Origin of the sequence: Eubacterium sp. 1001713B170207_170306_E7 (assembly GCF_015547515.1) — a bacterium.
Taxonomy (GTDB): domain Bacteria; phylum Bacillota; class Clostridia; order Eubacteriales; family Eubacteriaceae; genus Eubacterium.
Genome location: NZ_JADMVE010000005.1, coordinates 177,865 through 200,970, shown reverse-complemented (window position 1 = coordinate 200,970; position 23,106 = coordinate 177,865). Strand labels below are relative to the sequence as shown.

The 23,106-nt window shown below is 50.2% G+C and carries 23 protein-coding genes; 11 read left to right on the top strand and 12 right to left on the bottom strand.

Annotated features, from left to right (window positions below):
* Positions 1–3: 3 nt before the first annotated feature.
* The 6 genes from mnmE to rpmH form a co-directional block, all read right to left on the bottom strand.
* Positions 4–1,380 carry a tRNA uridine-5-carboxymethylaminomethyl(34) synthesis GTPase MnmE gene (gene mnmE, locus I2B62_RS13700; RefSeq protein ID WP_195269636.1) on the bottom strand — a complete coding sequence of 459 codons (1,377 nt, stop codon included), beginning with the start codon at positions 1,378–1,380 and terminating at the stop codon, positions 4–6.
* Between the two features lie 180 nt (positions 1,381–1,560).
* Entirely contained in the window at positions 1,561–2,187 is a 627-nt protein-coding gene (jag, locus tag I2B62_RS13695; RefSeq protein WP_038353309.1) for an RNA-binding cell elongation regulator Jag/EloR, read from the bottom strand.
* 62 nt (positions 2,188–2,249) lie between these two features.
* On the bottom strand, positions 2,250–3,173 hold the full coding sequence (locus I2B62_RS13690; RefSeq protein WP_195269635.1) for a YidC/Oxa1 family membrane protein insertase: 924 nt from the start codon (positions 3,171–3,173) through the stop codon (positions 2,250–2,252).
* Between the two features lie 33 nt (positions 3,174–3,206).
* Entirely contained in the window at positions 3,207–3,419 is a 213-nt protein-coding gene (gene yidD / locus I2B62_RS13685) for a membrane protein insertion efficiency factor YidD (RefSeq protein WP_013382839.1), read from the bottom strand.
* Entirely contained in the window at positions 3,412–3,762 is a 351-nt protein-coding gene (rnpA, locus tag I2B62_RS13680) for a ribonuclease P protein component (protein WP_224168776.1), read from the bottom strand. The genes yidD and rnpA overlap by 8 nt, the downstream gene beginning before the upstream one ends.
* 94 nt (positions 3,763–3,856) lie before the next feature.
* Positions 3,857–3,991, bottom strand: a complete 135-nt coding sequence (gene rpmH / locus I2B62_RS13675) for a 50S ribosomal protein L34 (protein ID WP_013378361.1) — start codon at positions 3,989–3,991, stop codon at positions 3,857–3,859.
* A 500-nt stretch (positions 3,992–4,491) separates the two neighbouring features.
* On the opposite strand from rpmH, the gene dnaA reads away from it, so the two are divergent.
* The 11 genes from dnaA (at position 4,492) to I2B62_RS13620 (ending at position 17,938) form a co-directional block, all read left to right on the top strand.
* Positions 4,492–5,841 carry a chromosomal replication initiator protein DnaA gene (dnaA, locus tag I2B62_RS13670; RefSeq protein ID WP_195269634.1) on the top strand — a complete coding sequence of 450 codons (1,350 nt, stop codon included), beginning with the start codon at positions 4,492–4,494 and terminating at the stop codon, positions 5,839–5,841.
* Between the two features lie 356 nt (positions 5,842–6,197).
* Entirely contained in the window at positions 6,198–7,313 is a 1,116-nt protein-coding gene (gene dnaN, locus I2B62_RS13665; RefSeq protein ID WP_195269633.1) for a DNA polymerase III subunit beta, read from the top strand.
* 207 nt (positions 7,314–7,520) lie between these two features.
* Positions 7,521–7,739 (top strand): S4 domain-containing protein YaaA, encoded by a 219-nt coding sequence (yaaA, locus tag I2B62_RS13660; protein ID WP_013378367.1) that lies wholly within the window; start codon positions 7,521–7,523, stop codon positions 7,737–7,739.
* A complete protein-coding gene (gene recF / locus I2B62_RS13655; RefSeq protein WP_195269632.1) occupies positions 7,736–8,851 on the top strand; it encodes a DNA replication/repair protein RecF in 1,116 nt (371 codons plus the stop codon). Before yaaA ends, recF begins: the two co-directional genes overlap by 4 nt.
* 24 nt (positions 8,852–8,875) lie before the next feature.
* Positions 8,876–10,798 (top strand): DNA topoisomerase (ATP-hydrolyzing) subunit B, encoded by a 1,923-nt coding sequence (gene gyrB, locus I2B62_RS13650; protein WP_195269631.1) that lies wholly within the window; start codon positions 8,876–8,878, stop codon positions 10,796–10,798.
* Between the two features lie 50 nt (positions 10,799–10,848).
* Entirely contained in the window at positions 10,849–13,353 is a 2,505-nt protein-coding gene (gene gyrA / locus I2B62_RS13645) for a DNA gyrase subunit A (protein WP_195269630.1), read from the top strand.
* A gap of 3 nt (positions 13,354–13,356) precedes the next feature.
* Entirely contained in the window at positions 13,357–13,812 is a 456-nt protein-coding gene (locus I2B62_RS13640; RefSeq protein ID WP_195269629.1) for a PTS sugar transporter subunit IIA, read from the top strand.
* 51 nt (positions 13,813–13,863) lie between these two features.
* The gene (gene rpe, locus I2B62_RS13635) at positions 13,864–14,523 is read left to right on the top strand and encodes a ribulose-phosphate 3-epimerase (protein ID WP_195269628.1); all 660 of its coding nucleotides are present in this window, start codon (positions 13,864–13,866) and stop codon (positions 14,521–14,523) included.
* Positions 14,520–14,804, top strand: coding sequence for a PTS sugar transporter subunit IIB (locus tag I2B62_RS13630; RefSeq protein ID WP_195269627.1), 285 nt, complete (start codon positions 14,520–14,522; stop codon positions 14,802–14,804). Before rpe ends, I2B62_RS13630 begins: the two co-directional genes overlap by 4 nt.
* 164 nt (positions 14,805–14,968) lie before the next feature.
* The gene (locus tag I2B62_RS13625; protein ID WP_195269626.1) at positions 14,969–17,170 is read left to right on the top strand and encodes a bifunctional diguanylate cyclase/phosphodiesterase; all 2,202 of its coding nucleotides are present in this window, start codon (positions 14,969–14,971) and stop codon (positions 17,168–17,170) included.
* Between the two features lie 120 nt (positions 17,171–17,290).
* Complete coding sequence (locus tag I2B62_RS13620; protein WP_195269625.1) at positions 17,291–17,938, top strand: DUF1638 domain-containing protein; 648 nt, start codon at positions 17,291–17,293, stop codon at positions 17,936–17,938.
* Here I2B62_RS13620 and I2B62_RS13615 read toward each other — a convergent pair.
* The 6 genes from I2B62_RS13615 to I2B62_RS13590 form a co-directional block, all read right to left on the bottom strand.
* Positions 17,925–19,145, bottom strand: a complete 1,221-nt coding sequence (locus I2B62_RS13615) for a cation:proton antiporter (RefSeq protein ID WP_195269624.1) — start codon at positions 19,143–19,145, stop codon at positions 17,925–17,927. The genes I2B62_RS13620 and I2B62_RS13615 overlap by 14 nt on opposite strands.
* Positions 19,142–19,753: a TetR/AcrR family transcriptional regulator gene (locus tag I2B62_RS13610; protein ID WP_195269623.1), complete on the bottom strand. Its 612-nt coding sequence runs from the start codon at positions 19,751–19,753 to the stop codon at positions 19,142–19,144. Before I2B62_RS13610 ends, I2B62_RS13615 begins: the two co-directional genes overlap by 4 nt.
* 87 nt (positions 19,754–19,840) lie before the next feature.
* Complete coding sequence (locus I2B62_RS13605; protein ID WP_195269622.1) at positions 19,841–20,416, bottom strand: chromate transporter; 576 nt, start codon at positions 20,414–20,416, stop codon at positions 19,841–19,843.
* Between the two features lie 9 nt (positions 20,417–20,425).
* Positions 20,426–20,992, bottom strand: coding sequence for a chromate transporter (locus tag I2B62_RS13600; protein ID WP_195269621.1), 567 nt, complete (start codon positions 20,990–20,992; stop codon positions 20,426–20,428).
* Positions 20,993–21,088: 96 nt separating this feature from the next.
* The gene (locus I2B62_RS13595) at positions 21,089–21,982 is read right to left on the bottom strand and encodes a DNA-binding protein (RefSeq protein ID WP_195269620.1); all 894 of its coding nucleotides are present in this window, start codon (positions 21,980–21,982) and stop codon (positions 21,089–21,091) included.
* Between the two features lie 11 nt (positions 21,983–21,993).
* Complete coding sequence (locus I2B62_RS13590) at positions 21,994–23,097, bottom strand: ABC transporter substrate-binding protein (RefSeq protein WP_195269619.1); 1,104 nt, start codon at positions 23,095–23,097, stop codon at positions 21,994–21,996.
* Positions 23,098–23,106 lie beyond the last annotated feature (9 nt).

The window sequence follows — 23,106 nt, the reverse complement described above, 5'->3', positions numbered from 1 at the left end:
CCTCTACTTTCCGATACAAAAATTCTTGAATATCTGATTGACGATGTCCGAGCCCACCGAACGTCCGGTAATCTCGCGGATCTTTTCAAGCCCGTCCTTAATATCAATGGAGACAAGCTCCAGCGGCATACCCATGCCAATGGTTTCAAGGGCGTTTTTCAGACAGGTCATGGCTTCCTCCAGCAAATGGACGTGGCGCACGTTATTGACAATATAGTCAGCCTCCTGATCCACCGAGCCGCCCATGACCATCTCGAGCATCCTGTTCCTGAGCGCCTCGATGCCTTTATCCTCTTTTAAGGACAGTGGCAGCCACCCCTCTGGAATCTCCCGGCTCTCGATCATGCTGTCTGTTTTATTGGCAATAAAAACCGTTTTTGATGGGTCCAGCTTCTCGATCAGCGTCTTTTCCTCTTCAGAGAAAGGACGGCTGAGATCCGTCATAAACAAAATAAGGTTGGTGTTTTTAATGAGCTGGCGGGATTTTTCCACACCGATCTGCTCAACCAGGTTATCTGTTTCACGGATGCCGGCCGTATCAATAATCTTAAAGGGGATACCGCCAATGTTGATGTATTCCTCAATAATATCCCTGGTCGTCCCCGGAATCTCGGTGACAATGGCCTTGTTTTCCATTAACAGGGTATTGAGCAGCGAGGATTTCCCGACATTGGGCTCACCCAGAATCGCGGTAGTGATGCCCTCGCGGTAAATTTTCCCGGTTTCAGAGGCCCTGAGCAGTGTGCCGACCATATCGATCGCCTGTTGAATATGGTCATTCAGGTACGCGGTGGTGACCTCCTCGATATCGTATTCCGGGTAATCAATGTTGGCCTCCACATTTGCCATGACATCAATGAGCAGATCATCGATGGCGCCCAGCCGCTGAGAAAGCTTTCCCTCAAGCTGGCCAACAGAATACTCCAGGCTCTTTTCGGTTTTGGCCGAGATAATGTCCATAACCGCCTCGGCCTGTGCCAGATCGAGCCGGCCGTTTAAAAAGGCGCGTTTTGTAAACTCGCCCGGCTCTGCCAGACGCGCGCCCGAGCGGATGACAGCGTCCAGGATTTTTTTCAGCGATACAATCCCTCCGTGACAGTTGATTTCCACCACATCCTCAGCGGTATAGGAGAAGGGGCCTTTCATTTTTGAAACCAGAACCTCGTCGATAATTTTTCCATCCTCAGGCTCGAGGATGTTGCCGTAAAGCAGCTTATGGGACTCTGCCCCTTCCACGGTTTTACCGGCGTGACTGACAAAAAGCCGGGTGACAATCGCCACTGCCTCCGGTCCGCTGACGCGTATAATGCCAATGCCCGCGCCGCCAAGTCCAGTGGCAACGGCGGCGATGGTATCTTCATTTAAGAATGCTTCGTTCATTTTTATTTCCTTTACTTGTTTTAACAATTAACAATAAATAATACAAAAGATTGTTCATTGGTAATGGCTAATGAAGGCCTTAATTTAGAAAAAACACTTTAATTCTATGAGAATCAAAGTGTTTTTCCTTAACATTATAGCATAGTTTTTGAAATAAACCTATAACAGGACTTCATCGCCTTATTTATCCTTTAGCTGGATAACAACATGGCGGTAAGGCTCATCGCCCTCGCTGAAGGTAAAGACCTTGTCACTGTTCTGAAGCTTTGCGTGGATGATTCGTCTTTCAGACGGATTCATGGGCTCAAGCGACATTTTCTTACCGTAACGCACCGCTTTTGAGGCCATCTTTTCAGCCAGCGCTTCCAGGGTTTTCTGGCGTTTACTGCGGTAATTTTCCGTATCCAGAACCACACGGATGTATTTTTCGCCGGAACGGTTGACCACCAGGCTCACCAGATACTGAAGGGAATCCAGTGTCTGGCCGCGGCGGCCAATCAAAATCCCCATATCTTTTCCCTCAAGCTCAACATGAAGCACATCGTCTTCCAAATGTGAGGTGATGGTGCATGGGATATTCATGGCATCCAGCATTTCACCCAAAAAGACCTCTGCCTTTTTACCGGCATTGTTTAACACCGTGACCTCAACAACCGCTTCCTTTTTTCCGAAAATACCAAAAACGCCGGATTCCGGTACCTGAACGACGTTGGTTTCCACCTCGTCCAGCGTTACTCCCAATTCTTTTAAACCTGCATTAATGGCATCTTCAATGGTTTTTCCTTTACCAACTACCATTTTATTCATGATTCTTCTCCTTAGCAGATATCCCGACTCCGGCCAGGGACCAGAGCGTCATTCCCATAATCCTATTCGTTTTCCGGCTCTTCCACCGAAGCACCCCGTTCAGGGATTTTCGTGATCGTCTGGCGTTTTACCTTTTTGCTGGAAGCCGGTCTTGTCAACGGCTTTCTGTCAGTCGGCTCTTCCTTCTTTTTCACGGTTTTGCCGGACTGAGCCGCCATGGCTTCTGCTCTGGCTTCACTCTGCTGCTTGCGTTCTTCCTTTTTCTTTTTAATCTCTTCGCGTTTTGCTTCTTCAACACGTTTTTCGGCTTCGCGCGGGTCAACTTTTTCAGCAGGCTTGCGCAGCATGATAAACTGCTGGACAAAGGTAAAGACATTCTGAACCACCCAGTACAGTGCGACACCGGCCGGCATACTGATGGCGGCAAAGCCGATGAAGATCGGCATGATGTAGAGCATCATGTTCTGGGTTTTTTCAGCCGACTTATCCATGGTTCCCTTTTGTACAGACATGGTAAACTTCTGTGTAATAAAGGTAAAGACCACACAAAGGATGGGCAGAATGTACCACGGGTCCGGGTTCCCTAAATCAGGAATCCATAAAAACTGCTGGCTGATGGCTGATACATCGCCGTTGGTAAATACCCATTTTCCAGGATCTCTCAGCGCTCCAAACAAAGCGTAAATAATGGGCAGCTGGATCAGAAGCGGCAGGCAGCCTGCCATTGGGCTGACATTGTACAGCTTGTACAGCTTCATGGTCTCCTGATTGAGCTTGTCCGGATTATTTTTATACTTCTTCTGCAGCTTCTGCAGTTCAGGCTGTAACGCCTGCATTTCTCTCATGGATTTTGTCTGTTTGATGTTCAGCGGCAAAATACAGAATTTTACCAGAATGGTAAACAGAATGACGGCCACGCCGTAATTCTGAACAAAATTATAGATTTGAAACAGTACAAACCCAAATGCCTGATATAAAATATGCATGCAATAGCTCCTTTAAAATTTCCCCTGAATTTTTCAGGGGAGCGGATCATAGCCACCCGGATGAAAGGGATGGCATTTTAAAATTCTTTTGGTACCGAGGAACAGTCCTTTGAATATACCGTATTTTAGTACGGCCTGGTAGCAATACTCTGAACAGGTTGGTAAAAACCGACACGAATGCGGCAGACAGGGCGAAATATAGCGCTGATAGCCTCGTATCAATTTTAAGATAAACCTTTTAATCATGATCCTGCCTCATAAGATTTTTCTTATAAAATAAATGCTTTAAAGATTTTTCGATAACCGGATATTTTTCATCTTTACAGCTGGCTTTGGCAATTAATACTAAATCATATCCCAGTGCAAACTGATTTTCATTAAGCCTGTAGGCTTCCTTGAGCTGTCTCCGGATACGGTTGCGCACAACCGCGCGGTTGGAAACTTTTTTGCTCACTATGATACCCAGACGATTGGTATCTTTCCCATTTTTTAAATAATGCATCACAAGATTACGATTGCCAAAGACCTTCCCTTTTTGGTACACAAGCTTAAAGTCTTTCTGCTTTTTTAATGTACAAATTTTTGCCAAAAAAATTACTCCTGACATTGAGTTTTTACCTGATTTACAGGTAAGCCATAGTAAACAAAAGACCGTTCAAGAGTCTTAAACGGTCCATACAAGTCTATGCAGATAATTTTGCTCTACCTTTAGATCTTCTTTTCTTTAAAATGACACGACCACTTGTGGTAGACATTCTTTTTCTGAAACCATGTTCTTTTTTACGCTGTCTTACTTTTGGTTGAAATGTTCTTTTCATTACGACACCCCCTGACTTTCCGATTTATCATCATTTTGTTTTCATAAGCATATTAGACTTTTACTTTAGGATTATATAATTTTGGCTCCCTGTTGTCAAGAAATTTTCTCAAAAAGCCATGTTTTCCTTTGTTTTTTTCAGGTCTTTTGTTCTGGTATTTTTTGTCCGAATCTGGTAAAAACCCGTTTTTTTATCCACAATCTGATTTAAGCTTATTGAATTATCCACAGGACTTTGTTATACTGTACTATACTGTTAATAAATATCCACAGCTTTCGTTTTTTGTTTATTAGTCTATGGATAAGCTGTGCACAACTTGATAAAAACTCTGAAACCGGCTTGTTTAGGCGGTTTTTCTTGCGGATAAATCTTTATTTTTTATTAACATCTGTGTTTACAATTAAAATAATTTAACACCTGTGCACAACCCTGTTTATTTTTTGTGCATAGACTCTTAATTAAAATAGCCCAATACTCACAAACAAATCGGAGGTTGACCTGTGGATGATTCAATTGTAAAAATCTGGGAGAAAGCCCTGAGCCTTATTAAGGAAGAGATGTCTGAGCTCAGTTACAATACCTGGTTTACAAATACGAAGCCGCTTAAAATAATCAGCGGCACTTTTTACCTTATTTCGGACAATGATTTTGAGCGCGGTATGCTTGAAACCCGCTACAAAGCCCTGATCACCAACGCCCTGACCCAGGTGATGGAACAGGAATGCAAGGTTCAGATCGTTTTATCCGAAAAGGAAGTACCGGATATTGCCGAACAGAGCGCTCCCATGCCTAAACCGGAGGGAGGCTTAAAGCCTGCCAGCAACGGCGGCAGCATGAATCCCAAGTATACCTTTGAAAAATTTGTCATCGGTGAAAACAACCGCTTTGCCCATGCGGCCTGCGTGGCCGTATCCGAGGCGCCGTCCGAGCGGTACAATCCTCTGTTTATCTACGGGGGCGTCGGTCTTGGGAAAACCCATCTGATGCAGGCCATCGGCAATTATATTTTATCCTATGCGCCCACCAAGAAGGTGGTCTATGTGTCCTGCGAAAAATTCACCAATGAATTCATCGACGCCATCCAGAACCAGAACAACATCGACTTCAGAAATAAATACCGCAACGTGGATATCCTGCTCATCGACGACATCCAGTTTCTGGCCGGCAAAGACGGAACACAGGAAGAATTTTTCCATACCTTCAACGCCCTGCACGAGGAAAACAAGCAGATCGTCATCAGCTCAGACCGTCCGCCCAAGGAAATTCCAAAGCTCGAGGAACGCCTGCGCTCACGCTTTGAGATGGGGCTTATCACTGATATCTCTGCCCCGAACTTTGAAACGCGAATTGCCATCCTGCGTAAAAAAGCCGAATCCTACAAGGAAGAGATCCCGAACGATGTGCTCAGCTTCATCGCGGACAGCATCCATTCCAATATCCGAGAGCTCGAGGGGGCTTTAACCACAGTGGTCGCCTACTCAAAGCTCCACGGCGAGCCCATCTGTCTGGAAACAGCCAAGGATGCCCTGAAGGATATTTTCAAGGCCAAGGAAAACATCGTCATCAACAGTACCTATATTAAGGAAATGACCGCTAAATATTTCAACGTCACCATTGAAGACATTGACTCCAAAAAAAGAACCAAGGCCATTTCACTGCCCCGGCAGGTCGCCATGTACCTGACCCGCGATTTAACCGACCTCTCTCTCCCCAAAATCGGCGAGGAGTTCGGCGGACGCGACCACTCCACAGTCATTCACGCCTGCCAGAAGATCAACGAGGAGATGGAAGCCAACACAGATTTTAAAAATCTGATCATCCGGATACAGAAAGAGATTACAGGAAACTGACGCCGAGTCCAAATTTTGAAAAAATTTGGCCGAACACGAAAAGGGAGCGGCAGCTCCCGAGTGTTCGGTAACGAGGCTAACGCATTTTAACTAAAAAATCATCCGAAGGATATTAAAAGATTTTTTAGTTAAAATACGATCCTTAACCCTGTGGATAACCTGATTTTTCTCAACATAGTACCCCCTTGTTTGTCCACAGCTTGTCCACTGTGAATAACTTTGGATTTTCGCAGTCCTCCGCTGTTTTCTGAGTTATCCACAGTCCCAACAGTCCCTACTACTATTATTACTAAAATAAATACTTATATATTATTTAATATTCAGGGAAGCAGCCTTCCCAAAAGAGAGGTGCCTTTATGAAATTCAGCTGCTCACGCGACGCGCTTATCAATGCTTTATCCATTGCCCAGAAGGGGGTATCCAACAAAACGACCCTGCCTGTGCTTGAGGGAATCTTGTTTCAGGTATACAATAATCAACTGGTTTTAACTTCCACCGATTTGGAAATCGGCGTTCAAACCAGCCTTCCAGCCAACGTGGACATGGATGGTGAGATTATTTTATCATCCAATTTGATCACCGAAGTGATCCGTAAATTATCGGGAGAAGAGGTTTTTTTCCAAAAAGACGACTCAAACCAGGTGAAAATTGAGTGCCTTCTGTCAAACTTTACCATTAAAGGCTTCCCCACCGATGAGTTCCCGGAATTTCCGGAAGTCATTGAGGAGCACAGCTTTGTCATTGAGGCGGGGGTTTTAAAGGAAATGATCCGCGGCACCATCTTCTCGGTGGCTGTCAGCGAAAACATTCCTGTGCTCACCGGTCTTAAAATGGAAATCGAAAATGATGCCATCAGCCTGATCGCGCTGGACGGCTACCGCCTTTCTTTAAAAAGGGGTAAGCTCAAGGAGCCCATCGACGGCAGCATTTCTGTGATTATTCCCGGAAAGAGCATGAACGAGCTCAACAAGCTGCTATCCGGCTACAATGAAAATGTCATCGTGAAGTTCTCAAAAACACAGATCTTCTTTGAAATGGGCAATACCCAGTTTACCTCCCGCCTGCTCGAGGGCGAGTTCATCAATTACAAGCACATTATCCCGACCGAAAAGGCCACTCAGGTCAAGGTTTCCAGAAAGCTTCTTTTAGAGAGCAGCGAGCGCGCCGCGCTTCTGGCGAGAGAGGGGAAAAACAACCTGATCAAAATGGACTTTAACATTGACCAGCTGATCCTGACCTCCAACGCGGAAATCGGGGATGTCTTTGAGGTCATTCCCATTGAAAACCAGGGCGACCCCATCAAGATCGCCTTTAACTCCAAATTTTTTATCGACGCGCTGAAGGTTATTGACCGGGATGAGATGAGTATTGAGCTGACCACCTCTGTGGGACCGGCTGTGATCGTGCCGGCTGGCGGTTCAGATGAATTTATTTACCTGATCCTGCCAGTCCGAATCGCTGAGGAAGCATGAGTTTTTTTGTCTCAGAGAAAAACCTGTATTATCATTAAGAAAAATCATGATTTTAAAGGATTTGTTTACAAATCCTTTTTTATTTGTGGTATACTATCTTATGTATGTACTTTTTATTGCTGTTTTTCAAGCGTATTTCCAATTTTAAGGGGAAAACGCGAGAAAAACTATTTTTTAAAAGGCTTACAAACTTAAAGAGGAATAAATATGGAAATTATCGAAATTAACACGGAGTTCATAAAGCTGGATCAGCTTCTTAAGTTTGCCGGACTGGTTGGTAATGGCAGCGACGCAAAAATGGTGATTCAGGATGAAATGGTGCGTGTGAACGGAGAAATCTGTACCATGCGCGGAAAAAAGCTCCGTCCCGGAGATGTGGTTGAGGTTGAGGACGCCGGAAGCTTTGAGGTTGCCGCCGCCCAATGATTCTCACCAGGCTGCACCTCGTCCATTACCGGAATTACAAGGATGAAACCTTTGCGTTTTCGCCGGGCATCAATGTCATCTGCGGCCAGAATGCTCAGGGAAAAACCAATTTGGTCGAGAGCATCCACCTGCTCTCCAGGGGCTATTCGCACAAGACGGGAACGCTCATGGATATGGTGGACTTTGACGAAGCCGGTTTTTTTGTCCAGGCGGATATTGTCAAAGAGGATATTTCCCATACCCTGTCCATCAAGATGCAGGATAAAAAAAAGACCATTCTTTTAAATGGTAAGAAGGAAACCCGGCGCGACGCAGTGCTGGGCGTTCTGACCACCATTTTATTTGAGCCCGACGACCTGAAGATCGTCAAGGAAGGGCCGGAAAAAAGAAGGCGTTTTATGAACAATGAGATCAGCGGCTTTAAGCCCAACTATCTCTATGTTTTAAAGAATTACGCCAAGATACACAATCAGCGCAATGCCCTGCTCAAGGAAATAAAGTACGACAGTACCCTGGCCCTTACCCTGGATTCCTGGGATGAGCAGCTGGTCAAATACGGCGCGGCACTCATGCGCTACCGCATTGATTACCTCAGACGGCTGAATATAAAGGCCCGTGAGCTTCACCGTGAGCTCAGCGGCGGCCGTGAGGAGCTGGTGCTTTTCTATCAGAATAATGTTCTTGAAAATCCTCAGGAGTTTTCGGACCTTGAACGGATTTTCAGAGAAAAGCTGAGGGCCTCCAGACAGGAGGACATTGCCCGCGGGTCCACCACCTACGGACCCCATGTGGACGATATTCTGATTCACTTAAACAATAAGGATGCAAAAAAATACGGCTCACAGGGACAGCAGCGGACAGCTGCTATTTCTTTGAAGCTTTCTCAGATTGAAATTTACAGGGAAAGCACCGGGGATTACCCTGTGGTGCTCCTTGATGATATTTTGTCCGAGCTGGATGACAGACGCCAGCGCAATATCCTTTCCATTTTGGGAAAGACCCAGGCGTTTATCACCTGTACGGACAGCAGTTTTATTGAAAATTACACCGAACTTCATTCAAAGATGATTAAAATAGAGAATGGAAAACAATTAGAAGCTGATCACTGTTAGCTTTGGTAACAAACGGAGGTTTTTATGTCAGACAATTTGAAAAATGAACAAAACGGCTATACTGCCGACCAGATACAGGTGCTGGAGGGCCTTGAGGCTGTCCAGAAAAGACCTGGGATGTATATCGGGAGCACGGGAAAGCAGGGGCTCCACCACCTTGTCTACGAAGTCGTGGACAACTCCATCGACGAGGCCCTGGCGGGCTACTGTAAAAATATCGTGGCCACCATTGATAAAAATAACGGTATCACCGTTGTGGATGACGGACGCGGTATTCCCACAGATATGAACCACAAAATGAAAAAGACCGGGGTTGAGCTGGCCCTGACGGTTCTTCACGCCGGCGGTAAATTCGGCGGAGGAGGATACAAGGTATCCGGCGGTCTCCACGGCGTTGGGGTTTCCGTTGTCAACGCGCTCTCCTCTGAGCTGACCGTTGAGGTTAAGCAGAACAAGAAGATTTTCCACCAGACCTTTTCCAAGGGAAAGAAAACCTCTGAGCTTGAAGTGACCGGCAACACCAACCGCACAGGCACCACCATCCATTTCCAGCCCGATCCGGATATTTTTGACGAGCTGGTATATGATTTCGACGTGCTGGAGCACCGCCTCAGAGAGCTGGCCTTTTTGAATAAAGGCGTCTCCATTACGCTGATTGACGAGCGTGAAGCTGAAAAGCGCAAGGAAACCTATTGCTACGAAGGCGGTATCCGTTCTTATATCGAGTACATGAACAAGAACAAGGATCCGCTCTATGAACAGATCGCGTATTATGAAAAGGAAATGGATGATTACAGCCTTGAGATTGCCTTCCAGTACACGGCAGGCTATTCTGAAAACATCTATTCCTACGCCAACAATATCTATACCCCAGAGGGCGGAAGCCATTTGAACGGCTTTAAGAGCGCCCTGACCCGCACCATCAACACCTATGCCAGAAAGAATAACTACATCAAAGGCAATGACAAAAACCTGACTGGTGAGGATGTACGTGAAGGTCTGACGGCCATCATCAGCATCAAGCTGCTGGACCCGCAGTTTGAGGGACAGACAAAAACCAAGCTTGGTAACCCCGAGGTCAAGGGGATTGTTGAAACCATTGTCGGTGATGAGCTCTCCGCTTTCCTGGAGGAAAATCCCACCATTGCCAAAACCGTTATCGAAAAAACCCTGAGCGCGTCCAGAGCCCGTGAAGCGGCCAAAAAAGCCCGTGAGCTCACCAGACGTAAAAGCGCTCTGGACACCACAGCCCTGCCGGGCAAGCTGGCGGACTGCCGTGAAAAGGATCCGGCCATGTCCGAGATCTTTATCGTGGAAGGGGACTCCGCGGGCGGCTCGGCCAAATCCGGCCGTGACTCCAGAATCCAGGCGATTCTGCCGCTGCGGGGTAAGATCCTGAACGTTGAGAAATCCCGTCTCGACCGTATTCTCACCGCAGATACGCTGAAATCCATGATCACAGCCTTTGGTACCGGCGTCGGTGAAGACTTTAACGTTGAGAAGGCCCGTTACCACAAGATCATTATCATGACCGATGCCGACGTCGACGGCGCGCACATCCGTACACTGCTTTTAACCTTCTTCTACCGCTACATGCGCGGCCTGATCGAGCAGGGCTATGTGTATATTGCCCAGCCGCCGCTCTTTAAGGTCGCCAGAGGACAGCATGTCGAGTATATCTACAACGAAAAGGCCCTCGACAAAATGTTTGAGGACAAGGAACGCAGCAAGTACACCATCCAGCGTTACAAAGGTCTTGGGGAAATGGATGCCCACCAGCTTTGGGAAACCACCATGGACCCCTCTGTCCGTATCCTGAACCGCGTCAATATCGACGACGCGGCCTATGCCGACGAGGTGTTCACCATCCTCATGGGCGACAAGGTACAGCCGAGAAAAGAATTTATTGAACGCAACGCGGCTAAAGTTAAAAATCTGGATATCTGACGCCGGGCACTGTGGCGGATGTATTATAAAATTGGGAGTTAAACTAAAATATGGATGAAATTATCGAATATGACCGAATAAAAGAAGTAAATATTGAAGAAGAGATGAAGGAGTGCTATGTGGATTATGCCATGAGCGTTATCATCGGGCGTGCGCTTCCCGATGTGCGTGACGGCTTAAAGCCTGTCCACAGACGTATCCTTTACGCCATGAGCGAGCTTGGCATGACGCCGGACAAGCCGACCCGTAAATCGGCCCGTATTGTCGGGGAAGTTCTGGGGAAATATCACCCGCACGGGGATACCGCGGTTTATGACGCCATGGTGCGTATGGCCCAGGATTTCTCAACCCGCTACATGACCATCTTCGGGCAGGGAAACTTTGGCTCCATCGACGGCGACGGCGCTGCCGCCATGCGTTACACAGAAGCCAAGATGTCCAAAATCGCGCTGGAAATGCTGCGCGACATCAACAAGGACACGGTTGACTTTATCCCGAACTTTGATGAATCCGAAATGGAACCGGAAGTCCTTCCGGCCCGTGTCCCCCACCTGCTGGTCAACGGCTCTGCCGGGATCGCGGTCGGGATGGCGACGAATATTCCGCCACATAATCTGGGCGAGGTCATTGACGGCACCGTGGCCTACATCGACAACCCGGAAATTTCCATCGACGAGCTGATGACCTATATCAAGGGACCGGACTTCCCGACAGGGGGGACTCTGCTCGGAAAAGCCGGCGTCAAGGAAGCCTACCGTACCGGACGCGGCCGCATCAAGGTGCGTTCAAAGGTTGAGATGGAAACCACTAAAAAAGGCCGTAAACAGATCGTTGTCACCGAGATCCCTTACATGGTCAACAAAGCCAAGCTGGTGGAAAAAATCGCCGAACTGGTCAAGGAAAAGCGCGTGGAAGGCATTGCGGACCTGCGCGACGAAACCGACCTTAAAAAAGGGATTCGCATCGTCATCGAGCTCAAGCGCGACGCCAATGAGACCATTATCCTGAACCAGCTGTACAAACACACACAGCTCCAGGATACCTTTGGGGTTATCATGCTGGCGCTGGTGGGCAATGAGTACGATAAGAAAAAGCTTGAACCAAAGGTTCTGAACCTGAAACAGGTGCTGCACTACTACATCGAGCACCAGAAGGAAATCATCACCAGAAGAACCATCTTTGATCTTAAGAAGGCAGAAGCCCGGGCCCATATTCTGGAAGGTCTGCGCATCGCCCTTGACAACATCGACGAAGTCATCGCGCTGATCCGCGCGGCCAAGGATGGCAAGGAAGCTAAAATCCAGCTGATGGAACGCTTTGCCCTGACCGAGATCCAGGCACAGGCCATTCTGGACATGCGTCTCCAGCGCCTGACCGGTCTGGAACGCGAAAAGATCGAGGAAGAATATGCTGAGCTGCAGAAAATGATCGCTGAGTACAAGGCGATTCTGGCGGATGAGCAGCTGGTGCTCAACATCATCAAGGAAGAGCTGACAGAGATCAAGGAAAAATACGGCGATGAACGAAGAACCTCCTTTGACATCGACGTGGAAGACTTTGACGTGGAGGACCTCATCGAGGAAGAGGAAGTGGTGATCACCATGACCCACATCGGCTATGTCAAACGGATTTCAGCAGATACCTACCGCTCACAGAAGCGCGGCGGCAAGGGGATCACAGCCCTGTCCACCCGTGAAAATGACTTTGTGGAGCACCTCTTCACCACCACCACCCACCACTTCCTGCTGTTCTTCAGCAATAAGGGCAAGGTGTACCGCCTGAAGGCCTTTGAGGTGCCGGAGGGCGGCCGTACCGCAAGAGGGACGGCCATCGTCAACATTCTTCAGCTGGATCCGGATGAAAAGATCACGACCATGATTCCGGTCAAGGAATTTACAGCGGACAAATGCCTGATCATGGCGACCAAGCAGGGGATCATTAAAAAGACTGATCTCACCGAGTACGATTCCTCCAGAAAGAACGGCATCATCGGCATTAACCTGCGTGAAGGCGATGAGCTCATCAATGTCCGCCTGGTGGAAGAGAACGAGGATATTGTCATGGGGACTCAGAAGGGCTACGCCATCCGGTTTACTTCCAAGGAAGTGCGCCCGCTAAAACGTACCTCCATCGGGGTGCGCGGCATCGAGCTGCGTGACGACGACGTGGTTGTGGGCATGGACATTGTATCGGATGACCTGTTTGTGCTCTGCGTATCCGACAACGGCTACGGCAAGCTGACCTCCGGCGACCAGTACCGCTCGCAGAAACGCGGCGGCAAGGGCGTCCAGACCTATAAGGTCACCAAGAAAACCGGCGAGCTGGTCGGCTTCTGTGTCATCAGCCGGGACGGCGAGATCATGATGATCAACAACCAGGGCGTGGTTATTAAGCTGGAAGGCAACGACATCTCCATGGTTGGCCGTAACACCCAGGGCGTCCGCCTGATGAAGCTTCAGGCCGGCGAACAGATCGCGACCATATCCAAGGTTTATAAAGAGGACCCGGAAGAGGAAAACGAGGACGGCCAGGTTTCCATTCTGGACGAAAAATAAAAAATGCTGATTGATCAGAAATACATTCAGGTAAATGTAGAGGCGGCGGACTGCTTTCAAGCGATAGAGGCCGCCGCCTCTCCCCTTTTAAGGGACCATAAGATTGATGAGGCCTACATCACGGCGGCCTGCGAGCGTGAAAAAATCTTTCCGACAGGGCTGCCAACGCCCATCGGTGTCGCCATTCCCCACGCCGAGCCCGACAATGTGCTGGAGGAGGCAGTGTCGCTTCTCACCTTAAAAAATCCCGTGGTTTTTCACGGCATGGGCGCGCCTGAGGAGAACATTGAGGTCTCCATTCTTTTTCTCTTAGCCATTAAGGACGGCGAAAAGCAGATTGAAACCCTGCAGAAAATTGTTCTGATGATACAAGATGAAATGGTTTTACATAAAATAGCAGGTGCAAAAAACCCCGAGTGGATATATAATTTAGTAAAAGATATCGACGGGCTGGATTAGATTTTCAGCCGATAAAGTAAGACGATCACTAATAAGAGAGAGGTACTCATTATGAACTACAAAATTTCCCCATCAATGCTGAGCGCGGATTTTGCCAACCTGGACCGTGATTTGAAATCCGTTGAGGCCGGCGGCGCGGACTGGCTTCACGTGGATGTGATGGACGGCCATTTTGTTCCAAACATTACCATCGGGCCAGATCAGGTAAAATGCCTCCGGAAAACCATCGGCCTTCCCTTTGATGTCCACCTGATGATCAGTGAACCGCTGAAATACATCGAACGCTTTGCCGACGCCGGAGCGGACATCATCACCGTGCACGTTGAGGTGGAGGATGACACCCGGGAATGTATCGAGCTGATTAAAAAATGCGGCAGCCAGGCCAGTCTGGTAATCTCCCCGGATACGCCCATCGACGTGCTTGCCCCTTTCATCGACGATATTTCCATGATTCTGGTCATGGGTGTGTACCCGGGCTTCGGCGGACAGAAGTATATTCCTGAAACCACCGAGCGTTTAAAGGGCATCCGCGCCATGATCGGCGACCGTGACGTTGACCTGGAAATAGACGGCGGCGTGAACTTTGAAACCTTAAGCACCGTAGTCGAAGCCGGCGCCAATGTCATCGTGTCAGGTTCCTGCCTGTTTAACGGCAATATGAAGGAAAATATCAGCCGTTTCAGAGAAATAATGGATGGTGTACAGAAATGAAAACTGTTTTAGTGGCCTGCGGCGCCGCTGTGGCGACTTCCACTGTAGTTGCCAAAAAAATTGAAAAAATTGCGTCGGAAAGTGGCATTGAATTGAAAACGGTCCAGGCAAAAGCGTCTGAGGTCGCCCAGAAAGCGGCTGAGATCAAGCCGGACATTATTGTATGCACCTGCCAGCTCGATGGCGACATCGACATTCCGGTCATGAATGGCCGTTCCTTTTTAACCGGCATCAATCTTCAGAAAACAACCGGCGAGCTACTGGAAATTCTGAAAGGATAACAGACAATTTTTTGAATCGTATTTCATTTACAGGCGGCTTCGGCCGCTTTTTTAATATCCGGATGCGTCTGCAAATGCCGCTTGTTTTTGAGAAAATTTAATGTTACACTTGAGTTGTTTTATGAGAAGAGGATTTATTATAAAGAAAGTAACGGGATAGAGAGATGAAACTAAAAATCAGTCTGCGGCTGACCACCTTTGTTTTTTGCGCACTGGCCATTATCGCAGCCGTTCTGTCTTTTATCAATACACAAAAGGTCGGTCTGAAAATACAGGAGGAGGCTGACCGGACGGAAAACCATAACCAGTGTGAGGATAAAATTCTGGAATTTACAAAAGCCTCCGATGATCTCACCACCGCCACGCGGCATTTTGTGGCGACTGGCGATCCGGTCTACATGAACCAGTACTGGCAGGAGGCAGACACCGCCCGCCACCGCGAGGACGCCGTAGACGGCCTTAAAGCCCTGGGGATCAGCGCCGCGGAGCAGACACTTTTAGACAACGCCATGGCGGCCTCCGACAGTCTCATGGAAACCGAAATTCTCGCCATGCGCTTAAAGGCGGACGCGGTGGGAATCCCCGCAAGCGAAATGCCGGCCGAGGTGGCCGGTTATGCCTATAAAAACGGCGAGGAGGCTGTCAGCGCGGCGGAGAAGGAACAGCTGGCCATCAGAAGTATCTTTAACGACGTCTATGAGAACCAGAAAAATGAAATCACCGACAGTATGGCAGGCTTCAGAAGCCAGCTGCACGAGCGGAAAACCAGTGAGACCACCCTCTCAAATATCCAGACGGAGCGCTCCTTGAACCGCATGCTGGCTTATGATTTTTTCCTGCTGTTACTGCTGCTGGTACTGTCTTTTTTTCTGATGTTTTTTGTGACTACCCCCCTGTACCGCTATTATAAGAGTCTTAAAAATTCCGGAAAAAACGGGACGGAGCGCTTAATCCCCGGCGGATCGCTGGAAATTCAGCAGTTTGCCGAGAGCTTTAACGCCATGGTGGACGACCTGAAAAATCAAAATGCCGAGCTGCTGGAAAAAAGCCGTAAGGACAGCCTGACCGGCCTGTATAACCGCGAAGCCTTCGATGTCTATATTAAGGAGACCATCGGGACACAGGACGGCAGAATGGCTTTGTTTTTCATGGATATGGACGAGTTTAAAGGGCTTAACGACCGGTACGACTACCTTGTCGGCGACCAGGTGCTGACAGAGGTTGGTCAGAGGCTGAAGAGCATCGCACAGGCATATGGCGGGAAGGCCGCAAGAGTCGGCGGAGAGGAGTTTGCCATGCTGCTGCCAGCGGTCCGGACACCGCAGGCGGCTCAGGAGGCAGCCGAGAAGGTGATAAAAGCCATCTCCGAGATAAAGCCCGAAAGCGGCCAGGCAGAGCGGAAGGATTTTCCGGTATCGGCCAGTGTGGGCGTTCTGCTCTGGGACAGCCGGAGGGACGCGCTGCCCCTGCGCGAGGTGCTGCACCGCTCCGATCTGGCCTGCAGCCGCGCCAAGCAGCAGGGAAAGGGCCACTTTAAGCTCTACTATGCCAACGACAGCGACCTCCAGGCCATGCAGTATACCCAGGAGCATGAGCAGCAGGTTGAGGATGAAATGTACGGCGCACTTGCCAGGCGGGAGTTTGAAGCTTACTACCAGCCAAAGTACAACATTGAAACCGGGGAGATCGTGGGAGCGGAGGCACTGGTGCGCTGGAACCATCCGGTCCGTGGAATTCTCTCCCCTGCCCACTTCATCCCGGTTTTTGAGGCCAACGGCTTTGTGGTTCAGCTGGATTTTTATATCTTTAAAAAAGTCTGCCGGACCCTTGCCGGACAGCTTGAAAACAATGAGCCCGCCGTACCGGTGGCGGTCAATTTCTCCAGCCGACATTTCGCCAACCCGGGCTTTGCCGACGAGGTCAGGCGCATCGCTTCGCTGATGTCAGTGCCGCCCTCCTTTCTGGAGATCGAGATTACAGAGACGACGCTCATGGAAAACTGGGATGAGACCATTACCCAGACCCGTCGGCTGCGGGAAATGGGCTTCAGTGTCGCGCTGGACGACTTTGGCACTGGCTACTCCTCCATGGGCGTTCTCCAGGAGCTCCCGGTGGATGTGATTAAAATCGACCGGAGTTTTATCAACCGGGATTTGAGCGAGCACCGCAACGCCATGTTTATCACCGGCATTGTCAATATCGCCCGGGTGCTGAAGCTCCGGATCATCTGCGAGGGCGTGGAGACCCGGGAGCAGGTTGACTTTCTGCGGCAAAACGGCATCCGTTTTGTCCAGGGCTATTATTATTCCAGGCCGGTTGAGGAAGCGGTATTTAAGGAGAAACTGTCAGAAAATAAAACGCGTTGATGGAGAGCCGGTAACGGCTCTTTTTTGTATTCTTTTTTTGCAGGATTGACAGGGCTTTCGCAGATTTCTATAATGGCTTTAAGGGGCGCGGCCCAGAGGGTGGCGCAGAAGGAGGAGAAAATGAAAAAGGTGGTTATCGGATGCAGCGTGCTTCGCAGGGAGATCGAGGCGGCGCTTGAGAATCAATCGGATTTTAAGTTCAACTGGCTGGAGGACCAGCTGCACAACGTGCCGGAAAAGCTCCACGAAAAGGTACAGGCCGCCATCGATGCGGAGACGGACGCGGAGATCATTTACCTGCTCTACGGCCACTGCGGCCAGGCCCTCACCGGCGTTGAGGCTCGAAACTGCCCGGTGGTGCTGCCAAAGGTAGAGGACTGCATCGACGTGCTGCTCTGCCACAACCCCAATACCGCCGAAATGCGGCGGACCTCGTATTTCGTGTCACAGGGCTGGTTATGGGGCGATGAGGGCCTTGGGTATGAATATGACCGCATGAAGGAAAAATACGGCGAAAAACGGGCTTTACGCGTCATAAAAGCCATGTATAAAAATTATAAGTACCTCATGTTTGTCAAAACCGGCGTGGAGGACCAGAGTGTCCGTGAAAAATGCGCCGGTGTGGCGGAAAAGCTGAACCTTGAGCTGAAGGAAACCGATGGCGACGTGGAGCTGGTCATCGAAATGCTCACCGGCAGCGCCGATGAGCGTTTTATCGTGATTCAGCCGGGCGAAGCCATACGGGAGGAAATGTTCAGAGCCTGTTAAATTCCCCGGCCCATTCAAAGCCTTTTTTGGCTGCGATGACGGCGATCACCTCATTGATGACCGCAGCGGCCGCGATGGTTCCCTGGATGATCCTGGCGCTTTCCGGCGCGGGAACAGACAGCACCGATACGGCAATGCCGGTAAAGACCAGCGAAACCCCCGAGTGCGGCAGCAGGGTGAAGCCCAGGTATTTCCGTACCGTATCCGGCGATTTTGTCAGCTTTGCGCCGATCCAGGCCCCGCAGTATTTTCCGCAGGCCCGGGCCACGATGTAGAGCGCTGTGAACAGGCCCGCCCCCAGGATAAGATGATAATCCAGCGGCGCGCCCAGGTTGAGAATCACAAGGATCATCGCAGCGCCGAGAACAGGGTTAAAGCTGCTGAGGATTTCTTCCAGACGCTGTGGAGACACCATGTTTGAAAAGACAGCGGAAAAGGCCATGCCCATGAGCATAAAATTGAGCACGGGCTTTGGCATCAGGAAGGTATTGCATAAAAATCCGAGGGCGGAGGTCAAAAGCAGCATGACGGCGAGAACAGCCACCGTGGCAGGCGCAGCGGCCTTTCGGCGCAGCATAAGCCCGGCAGGCAGCCCGGCCGCCGCACCGATAAGCAGGGGCAGCACCACCACAGCGGCGATCATGTAGGCTGGCAGCTTCTGTTCGGAGATACTGCCGGCCACGAGGGCGATGGTGGTAAAAAACACAATCACCCCCACCATGTCATCCAGCGCCGCCATGGGGATCAGGGTTCTGGTCACAGGCCCGTCAGTTTTAAATTCCCTGACGATTGAGAGGGCCGGAGCCGGGGCGGTGGCCAGGGCCACGCCGCCGAAGATAAAGGCCAGGTAAAGCGGAATGCCCGTTAACCAGAAAACAAAACCGAACACAGCCGACACCAGAAAAAACGTCCCCAGAGACTGGGTGAGCGTGGTGATGATAATGGATTTTCCGGATTTTTTAATGCGGCTCCAGACAAGCTCTGTACCGATCATCAGGCCGACGGTGCACTCCAGAACATGGATGATGGCCTGGTACCACCCGGCCTCCAGAATGGCGCTGTTTAAAAGGCCCGCGGCGTGAGGCCCCAGAAGCATGCCGGCGATGAGCCAGCCCAGAATGGCGGGCAGCTTTATCCTCGAGACAAGCTTGCCGGTCAGAAATGCCGCGGCAACGGTGAGCAGCAGTCTTAAAAGAGCGGTGATCATGCCTTACACCCTCTTTCTGCCAGGCCGTAAAGCATAAAATCCAAAAATTTTGACAGGTTGACCTCGTGGGCAGAGACGATGTCAGAAAAAGGCAGGTTACTGTACACAGGGCTGCTGAAATAGCCATTGAACATGTCCTGCATTAAGGAAAAATACGCCAGTGCGTCAGCCTCCGATACCCCCTGCCTTAAGGTCAGGGAGGAGAGCATTTTCTGGTAGAGCGCGAGATTGAGGGCCTTAAAATCCTTTTGGAGGTCTTTGATCTCTTTTTTGAGCGGCTCGGGCGGCTGGAGGATGGCCTCGAAAAAAAGACGGGTGGCGTATTCGTTTTCCTGGAAAAAGCGCAGACGGGCATCCATGTAGCCGCGCAGGTCAGAGCCCGTGTCTTTTTCTCTCAGATAAGCCGTTAAGGCGCTGAAGCTTTTCGCCACGCAGGCCAGGTACAGGGCGTCCTTGTTCTTGAAATTGTGGTAGAGCAGCCCCTTGGGGATCCCCGCGCCGCAGATGGCGTTGAGTGAAGCGGCGGAATAACCCTTTTCCCCGAATTCCCGCATGGCGGCAGCCATGATCCGTTCTCTGGTGATTTCTGTTTTTTCTTCTTTTTTCATAGCAGAACCTCTATATTATAGACTTATAAGTCTATAATATAGAAAACAGACCATGTGGTCAACAATTATTTTAAATTTAATACAACCCTATCCCATAAAATTGAGGGCCGCGTATATGCCCATGCCGATGACGCCGCACCCCAGCATGACATAAATGGGGTTGAGCTTAAATTTGCGGAGGATAAAAAGACTGGCGGCAAAGAGAACTACAGCCACAAAATCAAGGTTGTCCGCTGTGAACTGGACCAGACCGTTTTTGAAAAAAGCGACGATGACAATGGAAAGGCCGGCTGAGGCGATGAGGGCTACCACCGCGGGGCGCAGGCCTGAGAGCACCCCCTTGATCGTGTTCAGGTTTCGGAAGCGGTAGTAAACCGCAGCCAGAATCAGCACGATGATACAGGAAGGGGTGACACAGCCGACGGTCGCGATAACAGCGCCGCCGATGCCGGCGATTTTGATGCCCACAAAGGTGGCGGCATTGATGGCAATGGGGCCCGGCGTCATCTGCGAGATGGTAATGATGTCAATGAACTGGGTCATATCCATCCATCCGTGGAGGTTGACGACCTGCTCCTGAATGAGCGGCAGGGCCGCATATCCCCCGCCGATACTGAAAAGACCGATCTGAAAAAAGCTGACGAATAACTGAAGATATATCATGGCCGCCTCCTACAAAAGTTTTTTCCCGGTGCGTTTCGCCGTAAAGGTCACCAGGGCACCGATCAAACCGCAGATCAGAATGAGGATAATCACGTTCATTTTCACAAAAGCGCTGAGGATAAAAACCATCACCATCATGATGACCGGCAGGGCCTTGCGGGCCTTGAAAATATCCCCGCCCATGTCAATGACCACATCCACAATGACGGCGGATACCCCGGCCTGCATGGCCTTTAGCAGAAAACCAACGTACAGGTTGTCGCGGAAGGCGGTGTAAAAAAGTGAGATGACAGACAGAATGATCAGCGGCGGCAGTACGGTCCCGACAATGGCTATAAAAGCGCCGAGGACACCCGACACACGGTAGCCCACCAGAATGGAGGCGTTGACCGCCATGGCGCCGGGAGAGGACTGGGCAATGGCCGTGAGGTCCAGCATTTCCTGCTCCTCGATCCACCCCAGCTCTTTGACGAATTTTTTGCGCATAAGCGGCACGATCACGTAGCCCCCGCCAAAGGTAAACATGCTCAGGCTGAAGGTTGAGATAAACAATTTAAAGAGTTTTTTAGCATCCATATGAAAATCCTTTGCGTAAGATTTAATGACTCCATTGTACTTTAGAGGAATGAATTTGACAAATAGTATTATATAATTAAAAAGATAGGCAAAAACCTATCTTTTTTCGAGACTGCACCGGTAGCCCTCCTTTGTCCAGCGCCTGTAAAGGCAGTTGCAGCAGGTTTTATCCTGTTCGTCGAGGCATTCCTCCTCATCGTTGTCACGTTTGAAAAAGGCACAGCCCAGCTCCCAGCTCCCGTTTTTTTTATCTCCGGTATAAAGGTCGGATTTTTTGCAGAGCTCAAAGCGGCCCTGGTCGTCCCTTTTGGCCACGGCCACCAGCCGGTGGTCAAGCAGGACAATTTTCGCGTAGTCCTCAAGGTAAATCGGAGTGTCTGGCGTCAGCACAGCGCCGGAGCGCTCAAGGATATGTGAGACGCCGAGCCTGCTTTGCATCTCGGCTGTACTCAGGGTGGTCTGCAGCGTGCCGATGCCGGACTTGCCGCGGAGGCTGCCGTCGTTTCCGCTCAGCCTCAGCCCGACGCCGGCCAGTGCCCCGATGACGCCAATGCCTGTACCGCCGAATTCCTCAAGGCGCGTACCGCCGATGCTGCGGGCAAGGTCGTAGGCTTCGTTCTTTGCGATCACCCGGCTCTGGGCTTTTTTGCCAAAGGCCAGCAGCTTTTCGGGGGCTTTCAGCTGGTCCAGGCGGCAAAGGCAGAGACCCGGGTCAGCGGTTTCCGCTTTTTCTGTCTGGATAATGCGGACGGCCCGGTCCCACAGGGCGCTGATCTGTTTTTCTTCCACAGCGCCTGAAAAGCACATGGAGCTGTTGTGTGAGGTGTAGGCGATCGCGTCATCCAGGAGCAGCTGGTGCCTTGTGATGCCGTAATCAATGGTGCTGCCAAGGGCTTCGGCCTCTTTTTTGATCTGTTCAGCAATTTTGCCGGTACTGGTTTTTTTAGTCAGGTCGTCGGTATCGTCGACACAAAGGTAATATTTAATCATCTTAAGGCTCCTTACTTTCCTGAATTTTTGCCGCCCTGGCGGATATCCTTACCAGAGAGTATTTTTTCCCAGAGCGCGTCGTCGACCTGGATGCCGGCAACGCTCTGGTAAAAACCGGTCACCTCTGCCCTCAGGTCAATATCGCCGTAGACCTCTGGATAAACAGTGGTGCCAAGCCAGAGCATGCCAAAAAAGGTTTCGCAGCTTCCCTGGTGCCCCCAGCGGGTAAAGCCGATGGGAATGTTGTGAACCTGGTTTTCCCGGACGGCCCGAAGCCCCTGAAATTTTTCGTTGGTTTTAAAGTAATCCGCGGTGCTGGCGTCGTTGCAGATCACCACATCTGGGTTCCAGACAAAAATCTGCTCAATACTCGCATAGTAATCGTCCCCCTCGGATTTGAGCTCTGAGCCGACTGACACGTCGGTACAGCCCACTGTTTTTATCCAGTCACTGCCCAGAGAGCTCTCGCCGTCTGTCCGCACAGCCTCTGTGATGGAGTGGTAAACTTTGACGCGCTGATCCTCAGGAATTCTGGCGCTGCGCTCCTCACAGATCGCGATGACCTTCTCGTATTCCTGGCAGAGGGTCTCCATGTTTTCAGCGACCTTTCCGCCCATGACAGAAGCGATCAGGCGCAGCGCCTCAATCTGTTCCGCCATATTGTCATAGCTCACCACCACGTAGGGAATGCCCAGTTTGTCCAGCTTCTGCGCCTCGGCCTCACTCTGGTAGATTTCACGCTTGATTAAAACCACATCGGGCTTCAGCTCCATCAGCGCCTCGGCGTTGATGACGCCGCTGTTTGTGACCGTGACCGCGTCTTCGATTTCAGGATAAATTTCTTTGAGCAGCACATTGCGTTTCGTGCCGGCAGGACAGCTGACAACCTGTTCGCCGCCCTGGCTCATGACAATGGCCTCGGTCATAAAAGCGTCGAGCACTGCGGCACTCCTGATTTCAACCGGGATTTTGACCTGGCGGCCGGCGCTGTCGGTAACAGTGTGTGTCGGGCGGCTGTTTTCAGCTGTGCCGCCGGGCTGGGTACAGCCGCCTGAAAGCATGGTAACCAGCAGCAGAATGGACGCGAGAAAGGCGTATCCTTTAATCTTTTTCATTTTTATCTC

Bases quoted from the DNA above. Each gene is read 5' to 3' on its own strand.
- mnmE (WP_195269636.1), bottom strand. From the start codon at position 1,380: ATGAACGAAGCATTCTTAAATGAAGATACCATCGCCGCCGTTGCCACT.
- jag (WP_038353309.1), bottom strand. From the start codon at position 2,187: ATGAATAAAATGGTAGTTGGTAAAGGAAAAACCATTGAAGATGCCATT.
- I2B62_RS13690 (WP_195269635.1), bottom strand. From the start codon at position 3,173: ATGCATATTTTATATCAGGCATTTGGGTTTGTACTGTTTCAAATCTAT.
- yidD (WP_013382839.1), bottom strand. From the start codon at position 3,419: ATGATTAAAAGGTTTATCTTAAAATTGATACGAGGCTATCAGCGCTAT.
- rpmH (WP_013378361.1), bottom strand. From the start codon at position 3,991: ATGAAAAGAACATTTCAACCAAAAGTAAGACAGCGTAAAAAAGAACAT.
- dnaN (WP_195269633.1), top strand. From the start codon at position 6,198: ATGAAATTCAGCTGCTCACGCGACGCGCTTATCAATGCTTTATCCATT.
- yaaA (WP_013378367.1), top strand. From the start codon at position 7,521: ATGGAAATTATCGAAATTAACACGGAGTTCATAAAGCTGGATCAGCTT.
- recF (WP_195269632.1), top strand. From the start codon at position 7,736: ATGATTCTCACCAGGCTGCACCTCGTCCATTACCGGAATTACAAGGAT.
- gyrB (WP_195269631.1), top strand. From the start codon at position 8,876: ATGTCAGACAATTTGAAAAATGAACAAAACGGCTATACTGCCGACCAG.
- gyrA (WP_195269630.1), top strand. From the start codon at position 10,849: ATGGATGAAATTATCGAATATGACCGAATAAAAGAAGTAAATATTGAA.
- I2B62_RS13640 (WP_195269629.1), top strand. From the start codon at position 13,357: ATGCTGATTGATCAGAAATACATTCAGGTAAATGTAGAGGCGGCGGAC.
- rpe (WP_195269628.1), top strand. From the start codon at position 13,864: ATGAACTACAAAATTTCCCCATCAATGCTGAGCGCGGATTTTGCCAAC.
- I2B62_RS13630 (WP_195269627.1), top strand. From the start codon at position 14,520: ATGAAAACTGTTTTAGTGGCCTGCGGCGCCGCTGTGGCGACTTCCACT.
- I2B62_RS13625 (WP_195269626.1), top strand. From the start codon at position 14,969: ATGAAACTAAAAATCAGTCTGCGGCTGACCACCTTTGTTTTTTGCGCA.
- I2B62_RS13620 (WP_195269625.1), top strand. From the start codon at position 17,291: ATGAAAAAGGTGGTTATCGGATGCAGCGTGCTTCGCAGGGAGATCGAG.
- I2B62_RS13615 (WP_195269624.1), bottom strand. From the start codon at position 19,145: ATGATCACCGCTCTTTTAAGACTGCTGCTCACCGTTGCCGCGGCATTT.
- I2B62_RS13610 (WP_195269623.1), bottom strand. From the start codon at position 19,753: ATGAAAAAAGAAGAAAAAACAGAAATCACCAGAGAACGGATCATGGCT.
- I2B62_RS13605 (WP_195269622.1), bottom strand. From the start codon at position 20,416: ATGATATATCTTCAGTTATTCGTCAGCTTTTTTCAGATCGGTCTTTTC.
- I2B62_RS13600 (WP_195269621.1), bottom strand. From the start codon at position 20,992: ATGGATGCTAAAAAACTCTTTAAATTGTTTATCTCAACCTTCAGCCTG.
- I2B62_RS13595 (WP_195269620.1), bottom strand. From the start codon at position 21,982: ATGATTAAATATTACCTTTGTGTCGACGATACCGACGACCTGACTAAA.
- I2B62_RS13590 (WP_195269619.1), bottom strand. From the start codon at position 23,097: ATGAAAAAGATTAAAGGATACGCCTTTCTCGCGTCCATTCTGCTGCTG.